The organism is Aeromonas sp. 159 (assembly GCF_963862045.1).
GTDB lineage: Bacteria > Pseudomonadota > Gammaproteobacteria > Enterobacterales > Aeromonadaceae > Aeromonas > Aeromonas veronii.
This window is the reverse complement of sequence record NZ_CAWLMI010000018.1, coordinates 39,477-64,289: the sequence shown is the minus strand read 5'-3', so window position 1 is coordinate 64,289 and position 24,813 is coordinate 39,477. Positions and strand designations below refer to the sequence as shown.

The 24,813-nt window shown below is 57.3% G+C and carries 24 protein-coding genes; 9 read left to right on the top strand and 15 right to left on the bottom strand.

The annotated features are described in order from the left end of the window. Both AACR14_RS03955 and AACR14_RS03950 read left to right on the top strand, forming a co-directional pair. Positions 1-221: hypothetical protein (locus AACR14_RS03955; protein ID WP_237714690.1), on the top strand; the 221-nt coding region annotated here is incomplete at its 5' end. Positions 222-282: 61 nt separating this feature from the next. Further along, the gene (locus tag AACR14_RS03950; RefSeq protein WP_026034916.1) at positions 283-1,479 is read left to right on the top strand and encodes an NnrS family protein; all 1,197 of its coding nucleotides are present in this window, start codon (positions 283-285) and stop codon (positions 1,477-1,479) included. A 16-nt stretch (positions 1,480-1,495) separates the two neighbouring features. Here the strand turns inward: AACR14_RS03950 and AACR14_RS03945 are convergent, their stop codons facing one another. Continuing rightward, the gene (locus AACR14_RS03945) at positions 1,496-2,065 is read right to left on the bottom strand and encodes a helix-turn-helix domain-containing protein (protein ID WP_019445207.1); all 570 of its coding nucleotides are present in this window, start codon (positions 2,063-2,065) and stop codon (positions 1,496-1,498) included. 119 nt (positions 2,066-2,184) lie between these two features. On the opposite strand from AACR14_RS03945, the gene AACR14_RS03940 reads away from it, so the two are divergent. Both AACR14_RS03940 and AACR14_RS03935 read left to right on the top strand, forming a co-directional pair. Then, complete coding sequence (locus AACR14_RS03940) at positions 2,185-3,360, top strand: benzoate/H(+) symporter BenE family transporter (protein ID WP_019445206.1); 1,176 nt, start codon at positions 2,185-2,187, stop codon at positions 3,358-3,360. A gap of 122 nt (positions 3,361-3,482) precedes the next feature. Next, positions 3,483-4,547, top strand: coding sequence for a DUF3103 family protein (locus AACR14_RS03935; RefSeq protein WP_019445205.1), 1,065 nt, complete (start codon positions 3,483-3,485; stop codon positions 4,545-4,547). Between the two features lie 69 nt (positions 4,548-4,616). On the opposite strand, the gene metF is transcribed toward AACR14_RS03935, so the two are convergent. Continuing rightward, positions 4,617-5,507, bottom strand: coding sequence for a methylenetetrahydrofolate reductase (gene metF, locus AACR14_RS03930; RefSeq protein WP_005340191.1), 891 nt, complete (start codon positions 5,505-5,507; stop codon positions 4,617-4,619). A 329-nt stretch (positions 5,508-5,836) separates the two neighbouring features. Between metF and AACR14_RS03925 the strand changes: the two genes are divergently transcribed. After that, entirely contained in the window at positions 5,837-6,637 is an 801-nt protein-coding gene (locus AACR14_RS03925) for a GNAT family N-acetyltransferase (RefSeq protein WP_019445204.1), read from the top strand. A gap of 72 nt (positions 6,638-6,709) precedes the next feature. On the opposite strand, the gene AACR14_RS03920 is transcribed toward AACR14_RS03925, so the two are convergent. From AACR14_RS03920 to AACR14_RS03910, 3 genes are all read right to left on the bottom strand, one after another. Continuing rightward, positions 6,710-8,179, bottom strand: a complete 1,470-nt coding sequence (locus tag AACR14_RS03920) for an ABC transporter substrate-binding protein (protein WP_019445203.1) — start codon at positions 8,177-8,179, stop codon at positions 6,710-6,712. A gap of 8 nt (positions 8,180-8,187) precedes the next feature. Continuing rightward, entirely contained in the window at positions 8,188-10,167 is a 1,980-nt protein-coding gene (locus tag AACR14_RS03915; RefSeq protein ID WP_005341553.1) for a HAMP domain-containing methyl-accepting chemotaxis protein, read from the bottom strand. Positions 10,168-10,389: 222 nt separating this feature from the next. Then, entirely contained in the window at positions 10,390-10,983 is a 594-nt protein-coding gene (locus AACR14_RS03910; protein ID WP_019445202.1) for an OmpW family outer membrane protein, read from the bottom strand. Between the two features lie 329 nt (positions 10,984-11,312). Between AACR14_RS03910 and AACR14_RS03905 the strand changes: the two genes are divergently transcribed. After that, on the top strand, positions 11,313-11,444 hold the full coding sequence (locus tag AACR14_RS03905) for a hypothetical protein (protein WP_019445201.1): 132 nt from the start codon (positions 11,313-11,315) through the stop codon (positions 11,442-11,444). Here the strand turns inward: AACR14_RS03905 and AACR14_RS03900 are convergent. The 9 genes from AACR14_RS03900 to AACR14_RS03860 all read right to left on the bottom strand — a co-directional run bounded on the left by AACR14_RS03900 (position 11,441) and on the right by AACR14_RS03860 (position 21,261). Next, complete coding sequence (locus AACR14_RS03900; RefSeq protein WP_019445200.1) at positions 11,441-13,114, bottom strand: diguanylate cyclase; 1,674 nt, start codon at positions 13,112-13,114, stop codon at positions 11,441-11,443. The two genes, AACR14_RS03905 and AACR14_RS03900, sit on opposite strands and share 4 nt — an antisense overlap. Positions 13,115-13,235: 121 nt before the next feature. Further along, positions 13,236-16,064, bottom strand: coding sequence for an excinuclease ABC subunit UvrA (gene uvrA / locus AACR14_RS03895; protein WP_019445199.1), 2,829 nt, complete (start codon positions 16,062-16,064; stop codon positions 13,236-13,238). An 89-nt stretch (positions 16,065-16,153) separates the two neighbouring features. Beyond that, a complete protein-coding gene (locus tag AACR14_RS03890) occupies positions 16,154-16,468 on the bottom strand; it encodes a hypothetical protein (protein WP_236285060.1) in 315 nt (104 codons plus the stop codon). Positions 16,469-16,578: 110 nt separating this feature from the next. Next, positions 16,579-18,168 carry a curlin gene (locus AACR14_RS03885; RefSeq protein ID WP_019445197.1) on the bottom strand — a complete coding sequence of 530 codons (1,590 nt, stop codon included), beginning with the start codon at positions 18,166-18,168 and terminating at the stop codon, positions 16,579-16,581. Between the two features lie 34 nt (positions 18,169-18,202). Beyond that, positions 18,203-18,724 carry a curlin gene (locus AACR14_RS03880; protein WP_019445196.1) on the bottom strand — a complete coding sequence of 174 codons (522 nt, stop codon included), beginning with the start codon at positions 18,722-18,724 and terminating at the stop codon, positions 18,203-18,205. Positions 18,725-18,910: 186 nt separating this feature from the next. Then, positions 18,911-19,750: a CsgG/HfaB family protein gene (locus tag AACR14_RS03875; RefSeq protein WP_005355003.1), complete on the bottom strand. Its 840-nt coding sequence runs from the start codon at positions 19,748-19,750 to the stop codon at positions 18,911-18,913. 7 nt (positions 19,751-19,757) lie between these two features. After that, positions 19,758-20,159, bottom strand: coding sequence for a curli assembly protein CsgF (locus AACR14_RS03870; protein WP_019445195.1), 402 nt, complete (start codon positions 20,157-20,159; stop codon positions 19,758-19,760). Positions 20,160-20,170: 11 nt separating this feature from the next. Beyond that, positions 20,171-20,614 carry a curli production assembly/transport protein CsgE gene (locus tag AACR14_RS03865; RefSeq protein WP_019445194.1) on the bottom strand — a complete coding sequence of 148 codons (444 nt, stop codon included), beginning with the start codon at positions 20,612-20,614 and terminating at the stop codon, positions 20,171-20,173. Further along, the gene (locus AACR14_RS03860) at positions 20,614-21,261 is read right to left on the bottom strand and encodes a LuxR C-terminal-related transcriptional regulator (protein ID WP_019445193.1); all 648 of its coding nucleotides are present in this window, start codon (positions 21,259-21,261) and stop codon (positions 20,614-20,616) included. Before AACR14_RS03860 ends, AACR14_RS03865 begins: the two co-directional genes overlap by 1 nt. 426 nt (positions 21,262-21,687) lie before the next feature. Here AACR14_RS03860 and AACR14_RS03855 point away from each other — a divergent pair, with 426 nt between their 5' ends. Then, entirely contained in the window at positions 21,688-22,275 is a 588-nt protein-coding gene (locus AACR14_RS03855) for a single-stranded DNA-binding protein (protein ID WP_005340181.1), read from the top strand. 149 nt (positions 22,276-22,424) lie between these two features. Next, positions 22,425-23,168 carry a substrate-binding periplasmic protein gene (locus AACR14_RS03850; RefSeq protein WP_026034915.1) on the top strand — a complete coding sequence of 248 codons (744 nt, stop codon included), beginning with the start codon at positions 22,425-22,427 and terminating at the stop codon, positions 23,166-23,168. A gap of 72 nt (positions 23,169-23,240) precedes the next feature. Here AACR14_RS03850 and AACR14_RS03845 read toward each other — a convergent pair whose 3' ends face one another. Next, positions 23,241-23,366: a hypothetical protein gene (locus tag AACR14_RS03845; protein ID WP_019445191.1), complete on the bottom strand. Its 126-nt coding sequence runs from the start codon at positions 23,364-23,366 to the stop codon at positions 23,241-23,243. A 460-nt stretch (positions 23,367-23,826) separates the two neighbouring features. On the opposite strand from AACR14_RS03845, the gene AACR14_RS03840 reads away from it, so the two are divergent. Then, the gene (locus tag AACR14_RS03840; protein WP_019445189.1) at positions 23,827-24,729 is read left to right on the top strand and encodes a cation diffusion facilitator family transporter; all 903 of its coding nucleotides are present in this window, start codon (positions 23,827-23,829) and stop codon (positions 24,727-24,729) included. Positions 24,730-24,813: the final 84 nt, after the last annotated feature.

Genomic DNA, 24,813 nt, shown 5'->3' with positions numbered 1-24,813 from the left:
AAAGTCAAGCGATTGTTTTCGCCTTTCTTTTGGCGCCCACTTCGCTAGGAAGCTGGCTCATCAGTTCGGCGTGTTCCGCCGTGCTGGTAGGGGCGCATTATAGGGAGCGGCGCTGGGATGACAAGGACTTTTTCAGCAAAAAAGTTCGTTCGCTCAGATATCAAGCAACCACCTCTTTTTTTGCTCAAAATGGCATCAATTCTGACTATTGCCGGATTTAAATTGAACATTTGAAAAGCCAATTTATAATTGCCATCTCAAATGTTCAATTGGAATGCCCTCATGCATCAAATCCTCGATAGCCATAAGGAAGAGCAAATCGTCCCGCTGTTCCGCTTGGGGTTCCGACCCTTCTTCTTGTTCGGGGCTCTGTTTGCGGCCGTCGCCATGTTGTTCTGGCTGGGGCAGCTCAACGGTTGGCTAACCTTGCCAGGGATTGCCAACCCGACCTGGTGGCATGGTCATGAGATGCTGTTTGGTTTCGGGGCTGCCATCGTCGCGGGCTTTCTGCTCACCGCGGTGCAGAACTGGACGGCCCATCCCGGTGTTCGGAGCTGGCCATTGGCAATGGTGGTGGGGTTGTGGATGTTGCCAAGGACCTTGTTACCCTGGCTGGGTGAAGAGAATACGCTCCTGATGGCGGCAGACCTGCTCTGGTTGCCGCTTTGCACCTGGTTCCTTGCCAAGCCTATCTTGATAACCCGGCAATGGCGCAACCTCTTCTTCGTGCCCCTGTTGCTGATACTGACCTTGCTCAATGGTGCCAGCTGGTTATGGCAGGCCGATTGGACCACCGTTGAGCACCTATTGATTACCACTGTGCTGTTGTTTACCACCCTGATCGCCGTGATGGGGGGAAGGGTGATTCCGTTCTTCACCGCCCGGGCAACCGGTCAGGAGAAAGCTGCACCTCTACTCTGGCTGGAACGGACTGCGCTCGCGGCACTGTGGCTTATATTGCTCTGCTGGTTGCTGCTCCCCACTCAATGGGTCACCAGCATATATATAGTGCCTCTCTATATAGTGGCGGCGAGTTTGCATCTGTGGCGACAACTGCGTTGGCATCTGCCATCGACCGTTGCGCATCCCCTGCTGTGGTCACTCCATCTCGCCTATCTGTTTATCCCTCTTGGCCTGCTCGCCCTTGCGGCACATAGCGCGGGTCTGCCCATCACGTTGTCGATGGCCAGTCACCTGCTCAGCGCAGGCTGTATGGGCACCATGATCCTGGGCATGATTGCGCGAGTCTCCCTCGGCCATAGCGGTCGGGCCTTGCTGATAGGACGCAGGATCACTGGCGCATTCGCCCTGGTCATCGCTGCCGCTACAATGCGGGTGGCGATTCCGCTGTTCTGGCCTGCTTATACCCTGCATGGCTGGAACCTCAGCGCGCTTGCCTGGATCGCTGCTTATGGTCTGTTTGTCTGGGTCTATACCCCGATACTGATCCGCCCCAGAGCAGATGGTCGACCGGGTTGATGACTGCGGAACATGTTCAGGGTGTTGCCACCGGATAGTGGATGAGGTTGTGGAAAATCGCCGGGGCTATGCCCAGATTGCGATAACCGTGGGGACGGTCGGCAGCAAAACGCACAGCCTCCCCTTGCACCAATGAACGCCACTCCCCTTCCACCAGCACCTCCATCATGCCACTTATGACGATGACATGTTCGGTCACTCCCGGCTCATGGGGCTCGGATTCACGCTGGTAACCCGGCAACAGGGTCAGCTCAAGCAATTCGAAGCCAAACCGGTTTTCATAAGGGAAGAGCGGAGCCACTTGCATGCCCTCTCCCGCTGGCTGCTGGCGAATGGCATCGGCGGTGCGATAGAGCACCTCAGCCTGCGCGGCGGGTGTGGGCTCAATGAAACTGGAAAATGAGACTCGAAAACCGGTGGCTATCTTCCACAGCGTCGCCACCGTTGGGCTGGACTCTCCCCGCTCAATCTGCCCCAGCATCGCTTTGCTGACACCCGTTTCGCGCGCGGCGGCATCCAGGCTCCAGCCGCGCTCGCTGCGTAGCCCCTTCAGTCGAGCAGCCAGATGCTGACTCATCTCTTGCATAACTGCCTCTTTATTACTCTTGCACGATGCGCCTTGTGCGCTATAGCGCACGACGATATAGTCAAAGCTGTATTGTACGTAATAACGCACAGCGCGTCACAACGCCAAGAGGAAGAGTCATGCCCTTCGCCATCCCCCATCTGGTCGCAGGCTTTATCGCCGTGATGGTCGGCTACACCAGTTCCGTTATCCTGATCATCCAGGCCGCCACGGCAGCAGGTGCTGATACTGCCCAAGTTGCCTCCTGGCTCTGGACGCTGGGGATCGGCATGGGGGTGAGCTGCATCGGCCTCTCTCTCTATTACCGCATACCCATACTAACCGCCTGGTCCACACCGGGCGCGGCACTGCTGATCACCACGCTGGGCAACTTCACTCTGGCGGAAGCCATCGGCGCCTTTGTGATCTCGTCCCTGCTGATCACGCTGTGTGGCATCAGCGGCTGGTTCGACCGTTTGATGAAACATATTCCGGCTCCACTGGCCGCCGCCATGCTCGCTGGCGTGCTGCTCAGATTCGGATTGGAGCTGTTCAAGGTCGCCCAGCAAGATCCCTTGCTGCTTGGCACCCTGCTGCTGGCCTTCCTGCTGGGTCGTCATCTCTGGCCCCGCTATACCATGGTGCTAGTACTGGGAGTGGGGATGCTGATCTGCAGCGTGCGGGGGGATTTGCAAATGGGCACCCTTCACTGGCAACTCGCCAGCCCGGTCTGGACATGGCCAGCCTTCTCCCTTGATGCTCTGTTTGGTATCGCGCTGCCGCTGTTCATTGTCACCATGACATCGCAAAACATGCCGGGAATTGCCATCTTGCGGGCCCACGGCTATCAGCCTGCCACCTCCTCGCTGATCAGCTGGACTGGCCTGACTGGCCTGCTGCTCGCCCCTTTTGGCGGCTATGCCTTCAATCTGGCCGCCATCACTGCCGCCATCTGCATGGGCAAAGAGGTCGACCCGGATACCAAGCGCCGCTGGCCAGCTGCGGTATGGGCGGGTTGCTTTTATCTCGTGACCGGCTGCTTCGGCGCAACCGTCGCGGCCCTGTTTAGCGCCTTTCCGGCAGCCCTTGTCACCTGCGTCGCTGGTTTGGCCCTGCTAAGCACCATCGGCAGCAGCCTGCACTCTGCCTTGCAACAGGATGAAGCGCGAGAAGCTGCACTGCTCACCTTTATCATTACCGCGTCCGGGATCAGCCTGCTCGGCATCGCGGCGGCCTGCTGGGGTCTGCTGATTGGTCTGGCTATCTATCAGTTCCAATCATATCGACAAAGGAATCAATTGAACCTCAAACCGTGAACCTCTGCACACTATCCACAGAAAATGATTCACAAGTGAAACTAATTTCCTTCTAGTGGCGTCAGGGCACCAATCTTCACGGACATGGTGCCCTGTCAGGTTCCATGCAACGGAGTATAAAAATGAAAAATCAGGCTGTCTTGTTACTACTGGCCATACTGGGTGCTACGAGCGTCCAGGCTGCCGATACGGATCGAGAGCTGGCTCGCCAGCTCGCACTTCAGCAGAAAAACCTGCTGCCCCTGCTGAGCAATCAGCAATACCAGAGCCCGCTTTCCAACCTGCTGCAGAAGGCCAGCCCGCGCCTTAAACGGCAGGCGAGCGATGCCAACCAGGCAGCCATCAGCCGGCAAGGACTGGATGGCGAGGTCAAGCAACTGATGCAGTTGAGGCTGGCCAACACCGATCAGGCCACAGCACTGCAGCAGGGCGTCGAACCGCTGGTCGCCTATGTTCCAAGTGGGGATGAGAAGAGCTGGAGCGCCATTGAAGCGTTCGATAGTGCTGGCAATCCCGTCTATCTGGATGTGGACAAGGCTCCGGCCCGGCCGGTTCTGGTAGTCGAAGCCGATCCCGTCAAAACCAAGAACGCAGGCTTGAAGGTGATGCGCAAGGCGCTGGCCGATGCGGATCTGCAAAGCGCGCCGCGAGTGGCGGCCAGCACGGCGCCACTCAAGACCAGTATCCTGAAAAAGATCAGACTGAAGGATGATCAGGAGCCCTGGCTACTCGGCGCGGCCGAAGTGTATGCAGTGGTCGCAGGGGTTAATCCCAGCCGGGATGAGCCAGTAGTCGATATTGTCGACATGCCCTACCTCGACTATGACAACACAGACTACACCCCCAACCAGATCCTGGTTTACTGGGATCGCTATCGCTGGGGTGCCGTCGATGTGGTGATGATGGAGCAGGATGACAACGTCAACTACAAGGAGCTGAGCGCCCTGCTAATTGAAGCTCTCAAACTCGGCTTTACTGCGGGTGGCGTGCCGGAAGCCCTCCCCTTCCTCGATCTCGGCGGTCGCATCGTCAAGGCACTGCCCGACTCCTGGATGACCAACAACGACGACTATCTGGATACCTTCTACACACTGGAGCAGGATCAGGTCTATCGCCAGTATCCGGGGGCTGCCGGTAATGCGGTCATCGATCTTGAGCCAAAAGAGATCGCCCCGACCAGACCTTGATAATCGGCCATAACGAAAAAGCCAATGAGCAACTCATTGGCTTTTTGCTTTTATCGCGGTGACCACCGGTCAACCCTTGGGACGAACCCCCAGAGTATGGCAGATAGCATAGGTCAGCTCGGAGCGGTTCAGGGTATAGAAGTGGAAATCCTTCACCCCTTCCTGACTCAGCACGCGCACCTGATCGATGGCGATGCTCGCCCCCACCAGATTGCGGGTCATCTGATCGTTATCCAGCCCCTCGAAACGCTGATGCATCCAGCGCGGGATCTTCACGTTGGTAAAACCGGCAAACTTGGCCAGGGTCTGATAGTTGGAGACCGGCAGGATCCCCGGCACGATTTCGGCATCGATACCGATGGCCGCGCAGCGATCCCGAAAGCGCAAATACGTTTCCACATCGAAGAAGAACTGGGTGATGGCGCGGTTGGCACCAGCATCAATCTTGCGCTTCAGGTTGAGCAGGTCGGATTGCGCACTCTTGGCCTCCGGGTGCCCTTCCGGATAGGCGGCAACCGAGATATCGAAGTCCGCCTCTGACTTGAGCAGAGCAACCAGATCGGTGGCATACATATCCGGCTTCTCCAACCCCTGCGGCAAGTCACCGCGCAGAGCCACAATATGGCGAATGCCGCTGTTCCAGTAATCGCGGGCGATGGTGCGCAGCTCGTCGCGACTGGCATCGATACAGGTCAGGTGCGGCGCGGCAATCAGGCCTGTCCGCTCCTTGATGTCCTTGATCACCTTGTGGGTGCGATCACGGGTGCCGGAGTTGGCGCCATAGGTGACGGAGACGAACTTGGGTTCCAGCACTTTCAGCCGTTCGATGGACTGCCAGAGGGTATTCTCCATCCCTTCACTGTTGGGCGGAAAAAACTCGAAACTGACCGATATATCGCCATTCAAATCTGCCAAGCTCTGGTTGAGCGCCTCAACCTGACGTGCACTGTGAAATCCCATATGCTCTTCTCCCTGTCCTGCAATCCATCTGCCTACGTCAAAACGGATGTTTGGACGTCTAAACGTCTTTATATTTATGGGCAAAACGACACAAAGTCAACAGGGATTTACCTCACATCCGATCTGACGAACTTCATATTTACAAAATTAACGGTACGTAACCGAAAAGTGCCCATCCCAAAATTGCCCCAGTCGAGTTATGATGGGGGCAGATCGTCCTGGACGTTCTGAATCTGCGTGTGATTGTTTGGCCGGAGGTTTCTCCGGCCCCTTTTCATCTATTTCCCACTCCTGCCGATAATAGAATGAGTCTTTGCAGGAGCACCATCATGGATACCCACCCCGGCTTTGCCACCGACTTGCTGTTCGATCGCTATCAGGGCGAGGTCGTTCAGCACGATCAGTTCTGGGCGGTTCGCACGCCGGATGCTCCCGACTACTACTTCGGCAACTACCTGCTGCTCCCCACCCCGCCCAGCGACCGTGACAAAGGCTGGCTGGAAGCCACATTTGATCAGCTGATCGGCCAGGATCCTCGAGTGCGCCACCGCACCTTCCAATGGCCACTGGCGGCCGGGCAAAACAGCCGGATCGCCGGTTTTGTCGCAACGGGTTACCAATATATGGAGTGCGTGGTGCTGGCGCTGGATGAACAGAGTTGCCCGCCCCCTCACAGCGACATGAACAAGGTTGAGGCACGCACCTTCACCACTGCTGATTGGCCTGAGTGGCTCGACTTCGAACTCCATGAACGGGATGAGGGACACTCGGAACAAAGCTATCTTCCCTATCTGCGATCCCGCCAGGCGCTCTATCAGGCCATGATTGCCGATGGTCTCGGGGACTGGTGGGGGATCTGGCAAAAAGGGCAACTGGTCGCCAGCTGCGGCCTCTTCTTTTGCGGCACACTTGGGCGCTTCCAGTTGGTACGCACGCACCATGCGTGGCGCAACCAGGGGTTATGCCGCCAGCTACTGAGTCAAGTGGCTCGCGCAGGATTAACCCGTGCCAAACAGCTGATCATAGTGGCTGACGAGCATTACCATGCCCAGCGCATTTACCGCTCTCTGGGGTTTGCCCCGGTTGCCCGCATCGGCAGCCTCTGCCGCTGGCCCCACGAAGCACAATAAAGCGATACCTGCTGGCCGCGAGCCATAAAAAACGGGAGGCTGATGCCTCCCGCTCTTATTGATGCAGATGACCTATTGCTGTGGCTGCTGTGGCGCCTCCAGCTCGTTGGAGAGCGCCTGCTCCACCTCATCCGACGGCGCCGGTAATGGGGCAGCGGCCGCTGATGCGGGTTCTGCGGGAGTCACAGCAGGTGACACCACGGCCGATGTTTCACTGGTCGCGGGAGCTGCGGACACCTCAGTCGTCGGCGCTGAAACAGGAGCAGGGGCAACCGCATCACACTGACAATCCGCGCTCTTGGCCTTGTTGCCCTGATGAGGGGCATACCAGCCCTTCAAGCCACTTTCCAGTCGATCCGCGGCAGCCTTGGGCTCCATCTTGCCAAGCAGCACAGCCTGACTCACCTCGGCCAGTTCATCCCCCAACTTGGGCGTACCACGGGAGAGGATCTGGGTCGCCACCCGAATGGTCGAGTCACACTGATCGCGCCACTCCATCATCTCTTTGGCCGCCGGATTGGTGACATCGAAAAAGTGGTTGGAGAGGGAGAAGAATCCCGGCAGCGAGTTGGTATAGAGCTCGGCAAATTGCGGCGTCGTCAGCCATTGCAGGAAGGCCATTGCACCCTCTTTGTTCTTGCTGGCCGGATTCATCCCCATACCGATATCGGTGTGGTCGGTAAAGAAACAGCCATCACCCTGTTTGGCCACCGGCGGACGCATGACGCCAAAATCGACCTTGCCGGTGAAGGGGGCAATCTCCCAGGAGCCCGCCACGTAGAAGGCGGCCTTGCCCGAAGTGAACAGCTCGTTACTGGTCGCATAATCGCGGCTCTCGCCACCTTCACCGAGGTAGGAACGCCAGCGGGCCAGCTCGTCGAACACCTTCACATATTGCGGGTTGTCCAGCCGCTCCTGCCCGCCGATCAGTGCCAGACGGCCGTCCTCCCCCTTCCAGTAGTTGGGGCCAATGTTCTGGAACCCCAGTTCGGAGGCAACCCAGCTCTCGGAACCACTCATGGCCAGCGGCACATAGCGACCGTCGGCCTTGATCTTGTCCAGCACGGCGAAGAACTGATCGCGGGTTTGCGGCAAGGTGAGTCCCAACTCACTGAAGATCTTCTTGTTATAGAAGAAGCCATGGATCACCGAGGCCATGGGGACGCAGAAGGTCTGGGCTCCGGAGTCAGTCTGCCACGGTGACTGGGCAAAACTCGGGAAGTTCTCCATCCCTGCCATTTCGGTCAGCTCGGCCAGATGGCCCGCCTTGAACAGGGCGAGCGAGTCATCAAACGGACGACAGGTAATAAGATCCCCCGCCTTACCGCCTTTCAGGCTCTCCCACAGAGTGGGCATGTAGTTGACGTTTTGCACTGGATGAAAACTCACCTTGATGCCGGGATGAGCCGCTTCAAACGCCGGGATAATCTTCTGCTCCCACAACGCCTTGTCATCGGTTCGCCAGCTTTCAATCACCAGCTCGCTGGACATCAGCTGGCCACACAACAGGAGACTCAGGGCTCCAATCCACTTTTTAGACATAAGCCCTCCTAGACCTTGAAATGTGCGATCAATTGCTGCTGTTTGGCGACCAGGTCGGCCAGCACTTCGCTGCTGCTGGCGGATTCGCGCGCCTCCCGCTCGGTCTCGTATGCCACATCGGCAATACCGGCGATATGACGAGCAACCCCCTGACTGACGGAGATCTGCTCCTGAGCAGCATGGGCCACCTGATCCGCCATCGACTTGATGGCCCCCATCCGATCGGCAATGGATTGCAGCGCCACATCCATCTCGCGGGTCTGCTCGACACAGCTCTGGGTCTGCTCCTGGCTACGCCCCATCACTTCAACCACATGCTTGCTGGAGCTTTGCAGGTTCTCAATCATCCCCTGGATCTCTTCGGTCGAAGTCTGGGTGCGATTTGCTAGCGCCCGTACCTCATCGGCCACCACCGCAAAACCGCGACCGGCATCGCCGGCACGGGCCGCTTCAATGGCGGCGTTCAACGCCAGCAGGTTGGTCTGCTCGGCGATGCTGCGGATCACATCGAGAATGCTGCCGATGTTGTTGCTGAATTCCCCAAGCTTGTAGGTGATCCCGACCGCCTCTTCCATGGCACCAGCCAACTGCTCGGTGATCCGGCGAGTGGTGGCCACTTTCTGGCGCCCATTGCGCGCCTCTTCATCGGCCAGATCCACTTCCCGCTTGGTACCATCGGTAGAGCGGGCCACCTCGGTGGCGCTCACTTCCAGCTCGGTAATGGCGGCGGCCACCTGATCGGTCTGGCTCTTCTGCTCCTGCACCCGGGACATGGCCCGTTCGCTGATCTCGGCGGCGCGGCTCGCTTCATCCACCAGATGGCGGGAGCCTGCATTGATTTGAGAGAGCAGCTCGCCGGTCTTGCCCGCCAGCGTATCGATGGAGCGAGAGAGGCTGCCAAATTCGCAACTGCTGCGGTAGTTGATGCGGCGGGTCATGTCACCGGCCGCCATGTAATCGAGCTCCTTGTTGATCATCTGCAACGGGCGCTGAATGCTGCGCGCCGTGGTATAGCCGATCACCAGTGCGGCAGCGGCCGACATCGCGGCAACCACCAGGATCCAGAAGCTGGCGCTACTGACCGCTGCATCGGCATTGATCCGGCTATCGCTGGCGATGGCTCCGGCAGACTTGCCCATCTCATCGAGCAAATTGAGGCTGTTGACCAGACTGGCATCCAGCTGCTGATTTTGCGTGGCCAGCGACAGCGCCAGTTGCTGAGCCTGACGCATGGTTGCCAGCAAGCCCTGAGCGCCAAGTGCCAGCTCCTGCATCCGATCCAGATTGGAGACAAAGCGCGCTTTCACATCATCGGGCACCAGCACCCGCTCCAACCGCTTGCGGGCCATCTCGATGTCCTTGCTCAACACCTTTTCCAGCTCGTTCAGGTCGGTTTTGGCATCGGCACGGCGGATATTCTTCAGGTCGCGGGCGATACCCGAGGTAATAAGCTCCGCCTTGTTGCGCATGGAGCGCTTGCTGGCGGTCTGTTGCAGCAGCAAATCCGCCGCCCACTGGTAGGTATCCTCAAGGCGGATAAATTCCATCTCCAGCTTGTGGCGCTGCTCCAGTGCACTGACCCACTGCCGATGCTGGGCCAACACCTGATCCGCCAAGCCATAAAATTGGGTGGTAGCACTCTCGACCTGCTGGAAGCGGGCACGAGCATCCGCTACATCGGTAAATTTACCCATCTCCTGACTCAGCTGGGCGAAGCGGTTCTGCTGCTCCTTGAACTGATTGGCCAGCTGCGGCAACTGGGCGGCATCTTCACTGGTGCGGTAGACCAGCACCCAGCGGTTGCTATCCTGCAGTGCCCCCTTGAGGCCTGCGACAGCCACGACCAGCGGGGTTGCCCGGTCAGATACGGCAGAGAGGCCGTCATTTATACCCTTGATTTTAAAGGTACTGATCACACCAAGCAGGATCAGCAACAGCAGCATCAACACGAATCCGGCGATGATCCGCTGCACGATAGATAAACCCATGGAGACATCCTCACTCATTGGGGGAAGGTAAAGTGAACATAGTCACTATCGGCAGGGGTGGCGAATAACTGAAATAAAGCGGTAGGTATTTAATTGATTTGTATCGGGTTGGATCACAGTACAGACAAAATCAGCCATACGAAAAAAGCCCGGCACAAGCCGGGCTGAAAGAGACGTACTTTGCTATCTTCCGCGGTCCGTTCAGAACCGCAGTCAGAATCATTAGAAGCGGTAGCCCGCACCAACCATGAAGACCATTGGGTCAATCTTGGTTTTGATTCCATCTCCACCGTTTACATGCACATCAGTGTCGATATCCATGATCCAGGCTGAGCCGTTGACAAACCAGCGGTCAGTGATCGCCATATCGATACCAACCTGACCAGCAACACCCCAAGAATCATCCAGGCTCACATCGCTGTTGGTCAGAGGGCCACGACCTTTCTCGTCAAAGAAATTGGTGTAGTTAACACCAACACCGACGTACGGACGAACCTTGCTCTGGGCATCGCCAAAATAGTACTGAGCCATCAGGGTTGGCGGCAGATGCTTGACCTTGGCTACTTCGGTATCGCCAATCTTCACTGAATGGGAGAATGGGGTAGCAGCCAGCAACTCAACGCCGAAGTTATCTGTAGCCATATAGGTCAAAGTCAAACCCAGCTGAGCATTGTCATTGATTTCAAAGCTGTTACCACTGTCTTGTGGAGACACTACAGCCAAACCACCACGAACCAGAATATCGCCAGCCTGATGGGCCATGGCGAAAGGAGAGGTCACTGCAGCGGCAATCATCAGAGGAAGTAATTTTTTCATCACGTAATCCCTTTTTTGTTTTCATTTGATGCTGTAAGCCCGCTGACTATATGCCCTTGTAAATGCAAAGTTATTGACTTGGAGCAAAGGTTGCACAGAAATAAATCGATTGGTGTGACATCTTTGCGCACCATCCCAATCTCGTTGAGTCCCCAGAAAACAAGCCGAAATACCTGTTTCGACAGGTTGTAACTACCCGCACCCAGCGCCAAAAGGAGCAAACAAACCACACCTTATTGCGCGGCAGAGCGGCTATTAATTGTTGTTAATATGGGCAAATCAGCGTATTTTTTGCGCCATACAAGTTACTGGGAAGTAATGGTTTATTTATGAAAAATGAGTCGAAATGGCAAAAGGTGGGGGCCTTTCTCGCAGCCGTGTGGGGAATCGGATCCTTTCTCTTTATCCTGCTCGGTTTTATTGTCGCCCTGGCCTATCTGGTATTGGTACGGCAGGGTTAATCCGGATTGATAGAGTGCAGCAGGGTGATATGCCCCCCTTCGGCAAGCTGTTCCGGAGTCTGGCCCATTCCCTCAGCAGAGAGGCTACCTGCGTAGCCACACCACCGATTTCGCCCGCCGACTTTGGCCTGATACAGCGCCATGTCAGCCAGTTTGAAGCTATGACTCCAGAATGAATCCGGACACTCCGGGTGCAACGGATAGCGGCAGAACCCCAGCGACACCGTCAACCTGAGTGGCGCATCCTCTCTGCCAAAGCGGTGCTGAGCGACACGCTGGCGCAGATATTCGACCCGCAACGCCAACTCTTGCTCGTCATCCACTTGTAGCAGCAACAAGAACTCCTCCCCGCCCAACCGGATGATCGGCTCGCGCTCTCCTGTCACCACCTTGCGCAGCAGATCCGCCAACTGTTTCAGCACCAGATCCCCGATGTCATGGCCAAGGCGGTCATTGATCCGCTTGAAATGATCCAGATCCAGCAGCAATAACAGACAAGGTTTGGCCCGGTTGGCCTGCAACCAACCATCGAGATAGCGACGATTGAAACAACGGGTCAAGGGGTCGGTGAATGCAGCCATCTCCATCTGGCTGGATTTTTCCAACAAATCATCGTGTTGCTGACTGACCTTGCTGGCCATCTCCTTGAACTTGCCGCTCAGGGTCGCCATCTCGGCGCTGCTGTCGATATAGGGGATCAAGGTGGCATCTGGCCGATCGCCAAAGCGTTGCAGCGCCGACACCAGCTGCTGCAACGGGGTAAGCACAATGCTATTGAGCCGATACATGGCGATCATGACGCAGATAAAACTGATAAACAGCATGCCGATAAAGGTCCAGAGCGCCCCCTCCATGACACCACTCAAGATCTTTCTCTCCTCCTCAATCACCAGAGTCAGCACCGGCTGGTTATCGCTGTTGAGCAGTCGCACCTCTCCCCTAAGCCGGGTGAGCCCAAGGTCGATCAGGCGATACGTTATTTGCGGTTTCAGTTGTTTGAAGGTAGCGGTGATATCCAGATTGGCGTGGGAAATCGCCAGAGGCAGCGCGGTACGCTCCGATACCTGCTCGAGATAGGCCTTGTCGAGCCAACGTACAACCAGCAAGAAACCGTTGAACGGTGCCGACTCGTCACTGTTTCTGATCGGCTGCCACGAGTACATCAGCGGCCCCCACTGGGAAGCACGGATCCCGTGCAGATTGATGCCCCCTTGCGCCACCGAGCGCGCCCTTAACTGCTTTTTCAGTTCATCAAGGAAGTAGGGAAACTGGTCCGGATTGATCCCCGGCGCATCGGGTAGCAGGGTGCGCGTCCAGATTTCGTAGCCGGTGAGATCCATGAAGCTCATCAGGTTGAGACTAAAATCCCGCATCGGCATATCACTGAACAGGTTGGATTCGATGTACGCCCTGCTTTTGTTGTCCATAAAACGGTGACTGTCATCCCAGATGCCCCAATCCCGACTGAATGCATCCAGAGCGGCCACATCCGCCTGCACCGCCTTGGTCACGCGCAGCAGATGCTCCTTCATTCGCTGCTCTTCAATCCGGCTGGCAGCCGGGATTTGGGCCCACGCCAGCAGGACCAGCAATAGCAGGATCGCCCCCAGCCAGATGGGGAACATGGAGTAAGCCAACTGATGATCAATCGTGCGCGGAGCCTGAGCCATAACCCGATATATCCATTACCATGATGCTGAGATGCCAAGCCTGCCCACACTTGACGAGCTTCCCCCTATGCTCCCGATTTTTATAACAAAAAGGGGCCAAAGGCCCCTCGATTATAACGGCTTATCGCGCCAATAGCGGTCGTAAAAAACGAGCTGTATGAGACTCTTTATTAGCGCAAATCTCCTCCGGCGTCCCCGTCACCAGAATGCGGCCACCACCGGCGCCTCCCTCTGGCCCCAAATCGACAATCCAGTCGGCAGTTTTTACCACATCAAGGTTGTGCTCGATGATGACGATGGTGTTACCGCGATCCCGCAGCTGGTGCAACACCTTGAGCAGTTGCTGGATGTCGTGGAAGTGCAGGCCGGTGGTCGGCTCATCCAGAATATAGAGGGTCTGACCGGTATCCCGCTTGGAGAGCTCCCGCGCCAGCTTGACCCGCTGCGCCTCCCCGCCCGACAAGGTAGTAGCAGACTGGCCGAGACGGATATAGGAGAGGCCCACGTCCATCAGGGTCTGCAGCTTGCGCGCCACCGCCGGCACCGGATCGAAGAACTCGCGGGCATCTTCCACCGTCATCTCGAGGATTTCGTGGATATTCTTGCCCTTGTACTTCACCTCCAGGGTCTCGCGGTTGTAGCGCTTGCCCTTGCAGACATCGCACGGCACGTAGACATCCGGCAGGAAGTGCATCTCTACCTTGATGACGCCATCCCCCTGACACGCCTCGCAGCGGCCCCCCTTCACGTTGAAGGAGAAGCGGCCCGGCTGGTAGCCGCGCGAACGCGCCTCCTGGGTGCCGGAGAGCAGCTCGCGGATCGGAGTGAACAGACCGGTATAGGTGGCCGGGTTGGAGCGCGGGGTACGGCCGATAGGGCTCTGGTCGATATCCACCACCTTGTCCAGATGCTCCAGCCCTTCCACGCTGCGATAGGGCGCCGGGGTGGATTCGGTGGCCTTGTTCAACTCGCGGTGAGCGATGCGGAACAATGTGTCGTTGATCAGGGTCGACTTACCAGAGCCGGAGACGCCGGTCACGCAGGTCATCACCCCGATCGGCAGATCCAGGTTGACGTTGCGCAGGTTGTTGCCGCTCGCCCCCTTGAGTTTCAACCAGTTGCCGGTAAGCGGCGTGCGCTCGGCGGGAATGGCGATCTGCTTGCGACCGGAGAGGTAGTCACCGGTCAGCGACTCGGGATTATTGATGATCTCTTCCGGCGTGCCCTGCGCGACGATGGCACCGCCGTGGACTCCGGCCCCCGGGCCGATATCGAGCACATGGTCGGCGAGGCGAATGGCATCCTCGTCGTGCTCCACCACGATCACCGTGTTGCCAAGATCACGCAGGTGAGTGAGGGTCTTGAGCAACCGCTCGTTGTCACGCTGGTGCAGGCCGATGGAAGGCTCGTCCAGCACATACATGACACCTACCAGACCGGCACCGATCTGGCTGGCCAGCCGGATCCGCTGCGCCTCACCGCCGGAGAGGGTCTCGGCACTGCGCGACAGGCTCAGGTAGTTGAGGCCAACGTTCACCAGGAAGCCGAGCCGCTCGACGATCTCTTTCAAGATCTTCTCGGCGATCTGGGCGCGCTGGCCGGTCAGATTCAACCCTTCGAAGAAGGCCAGCGCATCACCGATGGACTGCTCGGCGATGGCCGGCAGGTTGCGGTTGTCGACGAAGACGTGGCGCGCCTCCTCCCGCAGTCGGCTGCCACCGCAGCTGGCACAGGATTTGTTGGCGATGTATTTGGAGAGCTCTTCACGCACCGAGTTGGACTCGGTCTCCCGGTAGCGCCGCTCCATGTTGTGCAGGATCCCCTCGAACGGGTGCTTGCGCACCACCACGTCGCCGCGATCGTTCATGTAACGGAACTCGATCTCGGTGCGACCGGATCCGCGCAGGATCACCTCTTGAGTCTTCGGCGGCAGATCCTCCCACGGCGTCTCCAGATCGAACTTGTAGTGCTCGGAGAGGGATTTGAGCATCTGGAAATAGTAGAAGCTGCGCTTGTCCCAGCCACGGATGGCGCCGTTGGCCAGACTGATGGCCGGATCGCCGATCACCTTGGCGGGATCGAAATATTGCTGCACCCCAAGACCGTCGCAGGTCGGGCAGGCACCAGCCGGGTTGTTGAAAGAGAAGATGCGCGGCTCCAGCTCCGACATGGAGTAGCCACACTCCGGGCAAGCGAAGTTGGCGGAGAAGGTCATGGGGGCAACCCCCTCCTCCCCGTCCATCGGCACTACCAGCACGATGCCGCCGGAGAGGGTCAGCGCCGTCTCGAACGACTCGGCCAAACGCAAGGCAAGGTCATCGCGCACCTTGAAGCGGTCCACCACCACCTCGATGGTGTGCTTCTTGTGCAACTCCAGAGTCGGAGGATCTGAGAGATCGCACACCTCGCCATCGATGCGGGCACGGATGTAGCCCTGAGCCGCCAGATTCTCCAGCAGCTTGGTGTGTTCCCCCTTGCGATCGCGCACCACCGGGGCCAGCAGCATCAGCTTGCTCCCCTCAGGCTGGGCCAGCACCTGATCCACCATCTGGCTGATGGTCTGGGCGGCGAGCGGGATGGCGTGAGTCGGGCAGCGCGGCTCACCGACCCGGGCGAACAGCAGACGCAGGTAGTCGTAGATCTCGGTGATGGTGCCGACGGTCGAGCGCGGGTTATGGGAAGTGGACTTCTGCTCGATGGAGATGGCGGGCGAGAGTCCCTCGATATGGTCGACGTCCGGCTTCTCCATCAGGGAGAGGAACTGGCGGGCATAGGCGGAGAGGGACTCCACATAGCGGCGCTGCCCCTCGGCATAGAGGGTATCGAACGCCAGAGAGGATTTGCCCGAACCGGAGAGGCCGGTGACCACGATCAGCTTGTCGCGGGGCAGGGTCAGATTGATGTTCTTGAGGTTGTGGGTGCGAGCACCCCGGACCACGATCTTTTCCATCTTGTTGCACGCTCGATACGGAAACCTGAGCGAGTCAGTATGGCATAGAGACTACTGGATGAATAGACAGTCATGAGATGAAATGCGCATCATCCGGCGCACGCCATCTGCTCTTTTTTCTCCACCAGCAGCCGCTCGTTTTGCCATATCCTGGCGGTGACCTCGACCCGATAGGGGCAACGCAAACCCAGCCCAATTTTGCCAGCCGCCATGACCACTCCAGCCTGCAGCGACAGATTACGGCTCTGGCGCTGAGTCGTGCTCCCGGCGGCCCCTTCGCCATACACCAGCAACCTGAAGCTCACCTTCAAGTTGCGCTTGCTGAGCAGCGTCGGTGCAAGTGACAGCCCCTGTTCGCTCTGCACCATATTGAGGGACAAGCGGATCGACGGATCGGGTTCCACCTCGGTGTTTCTTGCGCTTGCTGGTGACGCGACGCGATGAACCAGCATCAACCCACAGAGCAGCGCCAATAAAAGAGGGGCCCGCAGGCCCCTGAATCCGGAGATGACCATCAGTTGCTACCAGAACCCTGATAGACATAGGCCATGTTATCGCTGCCATAGACAGTCACATTGGCAGTGTTGAGGCTGTCGGTTTGTGCTACGTCGACTTCATTATTGCCACCGCCCATGCCGCCATTGACGTAAACGTTGGCCACGTGTTTTTCACCGAACTGGCTCACGGTGAGCGTGTTGTCGCTCCCCAGATAGGATTCGACCTTGGCGCTGTTCAGTTTCCCATCCTGAGTCACTGTCACCACAGAGTCAGAGTGAGACGCATCGGCATAAGCCCAGTTGTCAGTGCCTTTCTGAGCCACGACCAGCTCGTTGTCCGAGCCCCAGGTCCAGGCTCCTTTGCCCTCAACGCCACGCGCGGCGGCAACCTGGTTGCCAGTGCCGTTCTGGTCAATATCGACCTTGTTGCGACTACCTTCCTCTTGCACTGCATTGGCATAGTTGTCGCTACCCAACTGATCGATAGTGACAGACCCACCCACGCTGCTGGCCAGCTGATCAACCACTGCCTGGTTATTGCTGCCATTCTGAGTGACCTGTGCAGTGTTGCCAGACCCCTGCTGGTTGGTATCGGCCTGGTTGCCATTACCCAGCTGAGTCACGACCGCCGTTTCACCAGTTCCGCTCTGTCTGGCATTGGCGATGTTCTCGTTACCATTCTGGGTGATGGTCAACAGATCCTCAGAACCTCTCTGCTCAGAGTCGATCTGGTTACGACTCCCGGTCTGGGTCAGAAGGGCGGTTTCACCGGAACCAGCCTGCTTGGCCAGCAGGTTGTTCCCTTGTCCGGCGGTTGCACCAGACTGCTGGGCTGTCACGCTGCCAGCGGTCCCGCTTTGCTCCACTGTTGCCACGTTGGCCAGCCCCAGCTGAGTGACCTCGGCAGTGTTGTCATTGCCACTTTGCTTGACGACCGCAGAGGTGCCCTCGTTTGCGCCGTAACCGAAGTTGCTTGTACGTTGTGCGACTAAGGCCGTGTTATTGCCACCCTCTTGAGCCACGCTGGCAACGGCACCATCGGATTCGCGTTGATCGACATCCGCAATATGCCCACCTTCTCCTGACTGGGTAATGGTCGCGCTGGCATAATCAGACCAGTAGTTATTGATCTGCGCGCTGTTACCATCCGCTTGCTGCTCAATCACTGAAATGGCGCCGTTACCATCATCCTGTTTAATGAGAGCATTGTTACTGTCACCGAGCTGGCTCACCCGGGCAGTGGCCTCACCGTTATAGTACTGCTGGGTAATCGAGGCCTTGTTCAGCTGCCCGCTGGTATCAATGGTCGCGGTCGATTTATTGGTCACCCCCTGCTGCAATACCTCCCCTTCGTTCTGGCCACCGGCTTGCTTGATATCAGCAGTGGAAGCACCGGTATTGCGCTGCTCGGTCAAGGCGAGGTTGTCGTTACCCTGTTGATAGATCGCCGCCTTGTTAGCCGTGCTCTCCTCGACCTGCTGGATGTACGCCAGGTTGCCGCTGGAGAATTGAGCCTGAGTAACCTCAGCCTGATTGCCAGTAGATGCAGCCCAAGCGGTGCTGGTCGCCAGAAGAACTGCCGAGGCAATGATGGTACGTTTAAACATGATTTCCCTCTCGTGCTAATGGTTGAGCCTAGGCTCAGTTGGTTTGAACGACATTTACTTGCTGATTGGCTCCCGTCTGAATAACGGTTGCCGCCAATCCGTTACCGTTTTGTTCGATGCTGGCCTGATTGCCATCACCCAGCTGGATCGCCCGGGCCTGATTGTCTGCCCCTTGCTGACTGATCCAGGCTTCATTGCCGCTGCCTTGTTGCAGCAGCCAAATCCGGTTATTGATGCCCGCCTGATAGAGTTCGGCGCTATTGCCCTCGCCCAGTTGCGCACCATTGACCCAGTTCTCATCTCCCACCTGGGAGAGTGCCAACTCATTGGCCCAACCCTGTTGCAGCAGGCGCGCCTGATTCAGCCCCCCTTGCTGGGTGAGGTGCAGTTGCTGCTCGCCACCGAGTTGCCACAACAGCGCCTGATTCCCATCGTTCTGCAGACCGGAATCCAGCTCGCTTGCCATCGCCAGCTCGTCGAAGACGGCAGGCTCTGCGGCGAGTTGCGGGGCGCCCGATATCAGCAGGAAAAAGAGAGCACTCAACAGGTGTTTCATCGCGCCATCGCCTTGTTGGAAAACGCCCACAGTATCCCTGTCAGACCAGAGGCGGCCTATCAGGCACTCCGCTGATTCGAGGATGAAAAGCGCCGCCCTGTCGCTGAGCAGAAAGTCTTAATTCGTATTCGATGGAGGCCAAAAAAATGCCCTCCACCAGGGAGGGCATTGCACGAGCGGGAAAACTCAAAGTAGCGGGGCATTGTCTTGCAGGTACTCCTGCAGGATCGGATTGTCGATATCCCGCTGGTCGGCCAGTTGCCACAGATTGTCCCGCACGCCATTGGCTATTAGCCGGATCACCCCGGACTCGATAGCCGACATGACACACATCTGTACCGGCTCATTGGTGCTGAAACCGGCCTCGGCCTCCAGCAGGCGCTTGTACTCGACGAAACGGAATACCCCGGCCTGCACCTGTTGCGACAGTACAGTCTTGGAGGTGGTGACACTGTTCAGGATCCGGCCAGAACGGATATCGACGGCTCGCAGATTGACCGTCACCTGATCGACGCGGTACTCCCCGCTGGCACCGATGCCGAAATACTTGGCCCCCGCCCCGCCGGTTCGTACATTGCTGTCATAGGCGACTATCCCCCCCTCGATCAGGATGTTGGCGGCGACCAGAGAGGGCAGTTGATTGGCATTGTTGCCGGGAACGTTGGGCTTGTTCTGGGCCGCCCGCACAATCTTGCGTTCAGTCAGCAGGTTCTGCAGCCCCTCTCGCTCCAGCGGCACAAACCATTGAGAGTCCCACAAGGCCGTGCTCAGCATGGCCACCCCACCCTGGGTGACCGCCGTGGAGAAGTTGGACGCCGGTGCAGGCAGGTACTGACCGGTCTGATCGCGAAAATCGTAGACGGCCGCGACAATTTTCCCTTTTGGCTTGGGCAGACTGATCAGCTCCTTGTAAGAGACGGATCGCGGCATAAGGGTTGCCTTCTCATCGGCAACGGGTGAGCCGATATGGGTCGCACAGCCAGCCAGCGCAAGCAGGGGCACTATCAATAACAGTTGTCGTTTCATCGCGCCCTCAGTCGGCAATCAGGCCATTCACTTCGATCATGGTGGTCTGGTTGGTCACCCGGTCGGTGATCGAAACCACTAGGGTGCCATCTTCATCCACCACATTGATGGCAAAATCATCGGTCACCAGACTGCCACTCTGGCTGCCATCCTTGCCGATATCGGCCAACAGCTGGCTGATCAGGCGGGATTGCAGGTTGGAGGTCAGGCGATCCAGCGCCGAGGTGCCGCTGCTACCGCTGCCACTGGCGGGATCCTTGTAATCATTCTGCGCATTGGCGGTGCCAAGCAGATGACTGCTGTTGAGAGGGTTACCCCCAAAGCTGGGGTTGACGGGGCGATAGACAAGCTCCGACGCATGGAGCGTTGGCGCTATCAGTGCAGCAACTAGCCATAACCGGGCACGCATGAAAAATATCCTTATAGTTCATCATGTTCCAAATCGAAGGTATCCATGAACAGGGTCGCTATCTGCTGCTGTTCGAGGGTCTGCCTGACCTGTGACCAAGCCAGTTTGGCGCTCTGCTCCTGCTGATTGCGGCCAGGAGAGAGTGCGGTTTTAAAAATCACTTTCCGGTTATGGGTGATCCAGATCAGGCTGCCCCAGCGGGCTGTCGGGCGCTCATGAATCGTCAGATTTTCTCTGGCATCCGGGTCTTCATCGCTGCGCAACCGGGTAAATTCGTTATAAAAGCCCTGACCGAAACGGGTAAAGGTGCGATCCAGTACCAGACCATCCACATCCAGCCGATCACTCTCCTGCTCCGGCTGTACCGACTCCAGCGGTGCATCGGCCTCGGCCGCCACAACGGTCGTGCAGCCCCAGAGCAGCGCGAGGCAACACGCCACAGAGAGCGCTTTCATCAGTGGGAGTCCGGAGTATCGAGATACTCTTTGGCCCAGCTCACCGCCTGGATCCGGTTCTTCACATTCAGCTTTTTAAAGACGTTATAGAGGTGGGATTTGACGGTGTGCTCGCTGACAAACAGGCTGTCGGCGATCTCGACATTGGAGGCGCCCGTCATCAGATAACGGATGATCTCCTGCTCTCTGGCGGTCAGCAGAGTGTCGTTACGCAGCAGATAACTGTTGCCCTGGCGATAGTATTCGACCAGCTCGCACAGCAGGTGGCGCGGCATCCAGTACTCGCCCAACAGGATTTTCTGCAACCCGGCAACCAGTCTGTCGAGCGGATCCTGACGGAAAAACAGACCGCAGATCTGCGGCCACATCAGCAACAGGTCGCGATCCGTCGCAGTGGGAGCATTGAGCAGCACAGTGGTCGCCATGCCAAAGCGTTCGGAGATCGCCCGGTTCCAGCCCAGTGACTGGCCAGAGCGGATATAGTCGAGATCGATGAGAAACAGCGTGCCGTCACACTGGTTATCTAGCTGATTAATCTCGTGGATTAGCTGGACGGGACGGCTCAAATGAGAGATGAGGTATGCAGCAAATGTGCTGGCCTGCACATTATTTTCAGTGACCAGTGCGATCGGGCATGCGGCTTTCATTGTGTGCTCTTCCTTGAACCTGTAAACCACCTAATCTGGCCGACTGAGCCTACCAAGGAGGTATGGGAGCACAATATTAAAAAAGTATGAGAATGGATCTCATAAATATCGTAACCATATGTTTTTAGTCGATTTAAAAACCGATTACAATTCGCCAATCAGCAAGCATAACAGGAATATATGGCAGAAATGTGATGCCGGACGCGCCGGAAACAGCTGCAACCCGACCATCACTGCAGCAGGAGCCAACAGTTACCTTTGGCACATCAAGCAGGTTAAGGATGCTGCCAATCCGCTTCGCAACTGTTACTATGACCGTCACATGCGTCTGCGGGACATTGTGCCCCGCACACAGCAACTAATCAGGTATCTAGTCGTGTTGGACCAGGTTTCGACCTGGCCGGTAAATAAGGTGGAAGAGAGATTATGGCCAGTCGAGGCATCAATAAAGTCATTCTGATCGGTAACCTCGGGCAAGACCCGGAAGTACGCTACATGCCGAGTGGCGGTGCTGTGACCAACATTACTCTGGCCACCTCTGAAACCTGGCGCGACAAGCAGACCGGTGAGCAGAAAGAGCGTACCGAATGGCATCGTGTCGTTTTCATGGGCAAGCTGGCCGAAGTGGCTGGCGAGTACCTGAAGAAGGGCTCCCAGGTCTATGTGGAAGGCAAACTGCAAACCCGCAAATGGCAGGATCAGAGCGGCCAGGAGCGCTACACCACTGAAGTGCTGGTCGACAGCTTCACTGGCGTGATGCAGATGCTGGGTGGCCGTCCGCAAGGCGGTCAGGGCATGGGCCAGAACATGGGCGGCCAATCCCAGGGTAACTGGGGTCAGCCGCAGCAGAGCATGCCTGCCCAGCAGCCGATGAATCAGCAGCGCCCGGCACCGGCACCGCAGCAGAACATGCAGCCGCAAGGCGGTTATGGCCGTCCTGCCCAGCAGCCGCAATCTGCGCCGCCGGTATATAACGAGCCGCCGATGGATTTCGACGACGATATCCCGTTCTAAGAACAGAATATTGAAAAGGCCCTGATAACTCAGGGTCTTTTTTTATGCACTCAGGCTGAACCTCTCAGCCCGAAAGGGATATAACGCTTTTTGGTTGCCTCCCCTACAGTGATGGATATTCTCCACAGGAGCGCTTTGTGAAAAGTGCAATGAAACTGCTCACCCCTTTATTGCTAATGCTGACCAGCATGCTCTCCGGCCAGTTGCAGGCAAAGCCACTCAAGGTCGGGGTCAGCTTTGCCATCCCCCCTTATGTCATCGAAGGCGAGAATCGCGGCATCGAGCTGGATCTGCTGAAAGAGGCGTTCGCTGGCAGCGGCTATGAGCCCAGCTTTGAATTTCTGCCACTGGAGCGTACCTTCCGCCTGTTCGAGTCAGGAAAGCTGGATGCCATCATCAACGTCAGACCCGGTATGGTTGATCCTCACGTTCTGACCCAGCCCGTTATCACCTTCCATAACCGGATCTTCACCCTGCGCAGCACCCACATCAGTACTCTGGACGACCTGCATTCAAAACGGGTCACCGCTTTTCAACGGGCAAGGATCATTCTGGGGGGCGCGTTCGCCACCATGGCCAACCAGAATCCCCACTATGAGGAGGTAGCCAAGCAGCAGGTGCAGGTACATCAGCTAATGCGCGGCAGGGTAGATGCAGTCGTACTGGAGGAGCGGGTGTTCTACTACTACCTCGACCAGCTGATTGCCACCGCTCAGGCAGGCGAGCACTACGAGCGCAATCAGGTCAGGCAAGCAGACCTCTTCCCGCCCACCGTCTATCACTTTGCCTTCCGAACGGCCGATGCCCGCAATCTGTTTGATAAGCGCCTTGAGGCGATGCGTCAGGATGGTCGTTATCACCAGATTTTCGCGGCTTACGGCGCCACGCCGTGAGCCACAAACATAAAAGCCAGCCGGTAAGGGCTGGCTTTGTACTGGCTCCGAAGGAACAGCAGTAGGGGAGCGTTACTTCATTGCGCTGCCGTTTTTCAGTTCTGCTTTCTGACGTTTGGCTTCGCGTTTCTCTTTCAGTGACATCTGCGGTTTTTTCTTGGCATCTTTGCCGTTGTGATGTTCTTTGTTACTCATCATCAAACTCCAAAAATGTTACCCAGACAGTTGGCTCCTCATGGGAGCCAGCATGCCATCCGAATCATCAACTTCAGTACGCTTGGTGGGATGGTGCAAGACCATCACCAGACCCAGCATACCCTCCAGCGGCATCCGGATCCAGCCTCATTCTCGTCCAAAAAATGCCGGTCTCCGCCCCCTGAGCGCGGAGGCCAAACGACCTCGACAGGAAAGACCAAAAAAGAGTAATTCGCATTATTAAATGTTGTCACGCTTATATTAATCCATCGTGGGCTAGATATTTTCACGGATAAATATAAATCCATCTCATTATTTATTGCCGTTCAAGAAGCCACCATTTTAATAAGCATTCGCAATATCATCGGAAACATCAGGTTACAACACCGAATAGGTTATTTCCGGTCAGACGGATATAATGCGCGCCGCACCGAAATATCCGTTTTATTCAGGAAGCTGTGACATGAACAGAAAAACCAGAGCCGCCATGGTGTCGGTCTGCTCCAATATCAGTCTGATCATCATGAAAATGGTGGCCGGTTTCGCCAGCGGCTCGGTCAGTATCATCTCGGAGGCGATCCACTCCGCCATGGATCTGGTGGCGGCCCTGATCGCCCTGTTCGCGGTGAAAAAGTCCGATCTCCCGCCCGATGAACGCCACCCCTATGGTCACGACAAGATTGAAAATGTCTCCGGCGTCATCGAAGCACTGCTTATCTTGCTGGCCGCGGGCTGGATCATCTTCGAAGCCGTCGACAAGCTGATCACCCCCAGCCCGATTGAAAGCATTGGCTGGGGCGTGCTGGTGATGGTGATCTCGGCGCTGGTCAACAGCGGTGTCTCGGCCTACCTCTACAAGGTGGCCCGAGAGGAGGAGTCGGTCGCGCTGGCTGCCGATGCGCTTCATCTCAAGGCGGATGTACTCACTTCAGCCGGTGTCGCCGTCGGTCTTGGCGGGATCTGGCTGGCCGGTCTGTTCGGCTACTCCCTCGCCATCCTCGACCCGCTGGTCGCCATTGCGGTCGCCATCTTTATTGTCAGAGAGGCGATCAGCATGCTCAACGAGGCCTTCCAGCCGCTGATCGACCAGAGCATGAGCCCGGAAGAGCTGGCGATGACCAGCCGCATCATCACCGAATGCTGCCCTGCCGCCAGTGGTTTCCACGATCTGCGCAGCCGTCGTGCCGGACGCCGCCGCCATATCGACTTCCACCTCACCCTGCCCCCGGAGATGAGCATCGGAGAAGCCCACGATATCTGTGATCGCATCGAACACGCCATCATGGCGCAGCTGCCCCACGCCATCGTGCTTATCCACGTCGAGCCGGAGGAGCAAGAGCTGCACTCACCGCTCGCCATAAATTGAAATGTGGCAAACAGGCGGGAAAGTGGCAGCGAAATAACGGAAAGTTGGCACAAACCCGCATTTTTACTGCAGGAAAGCCGATTG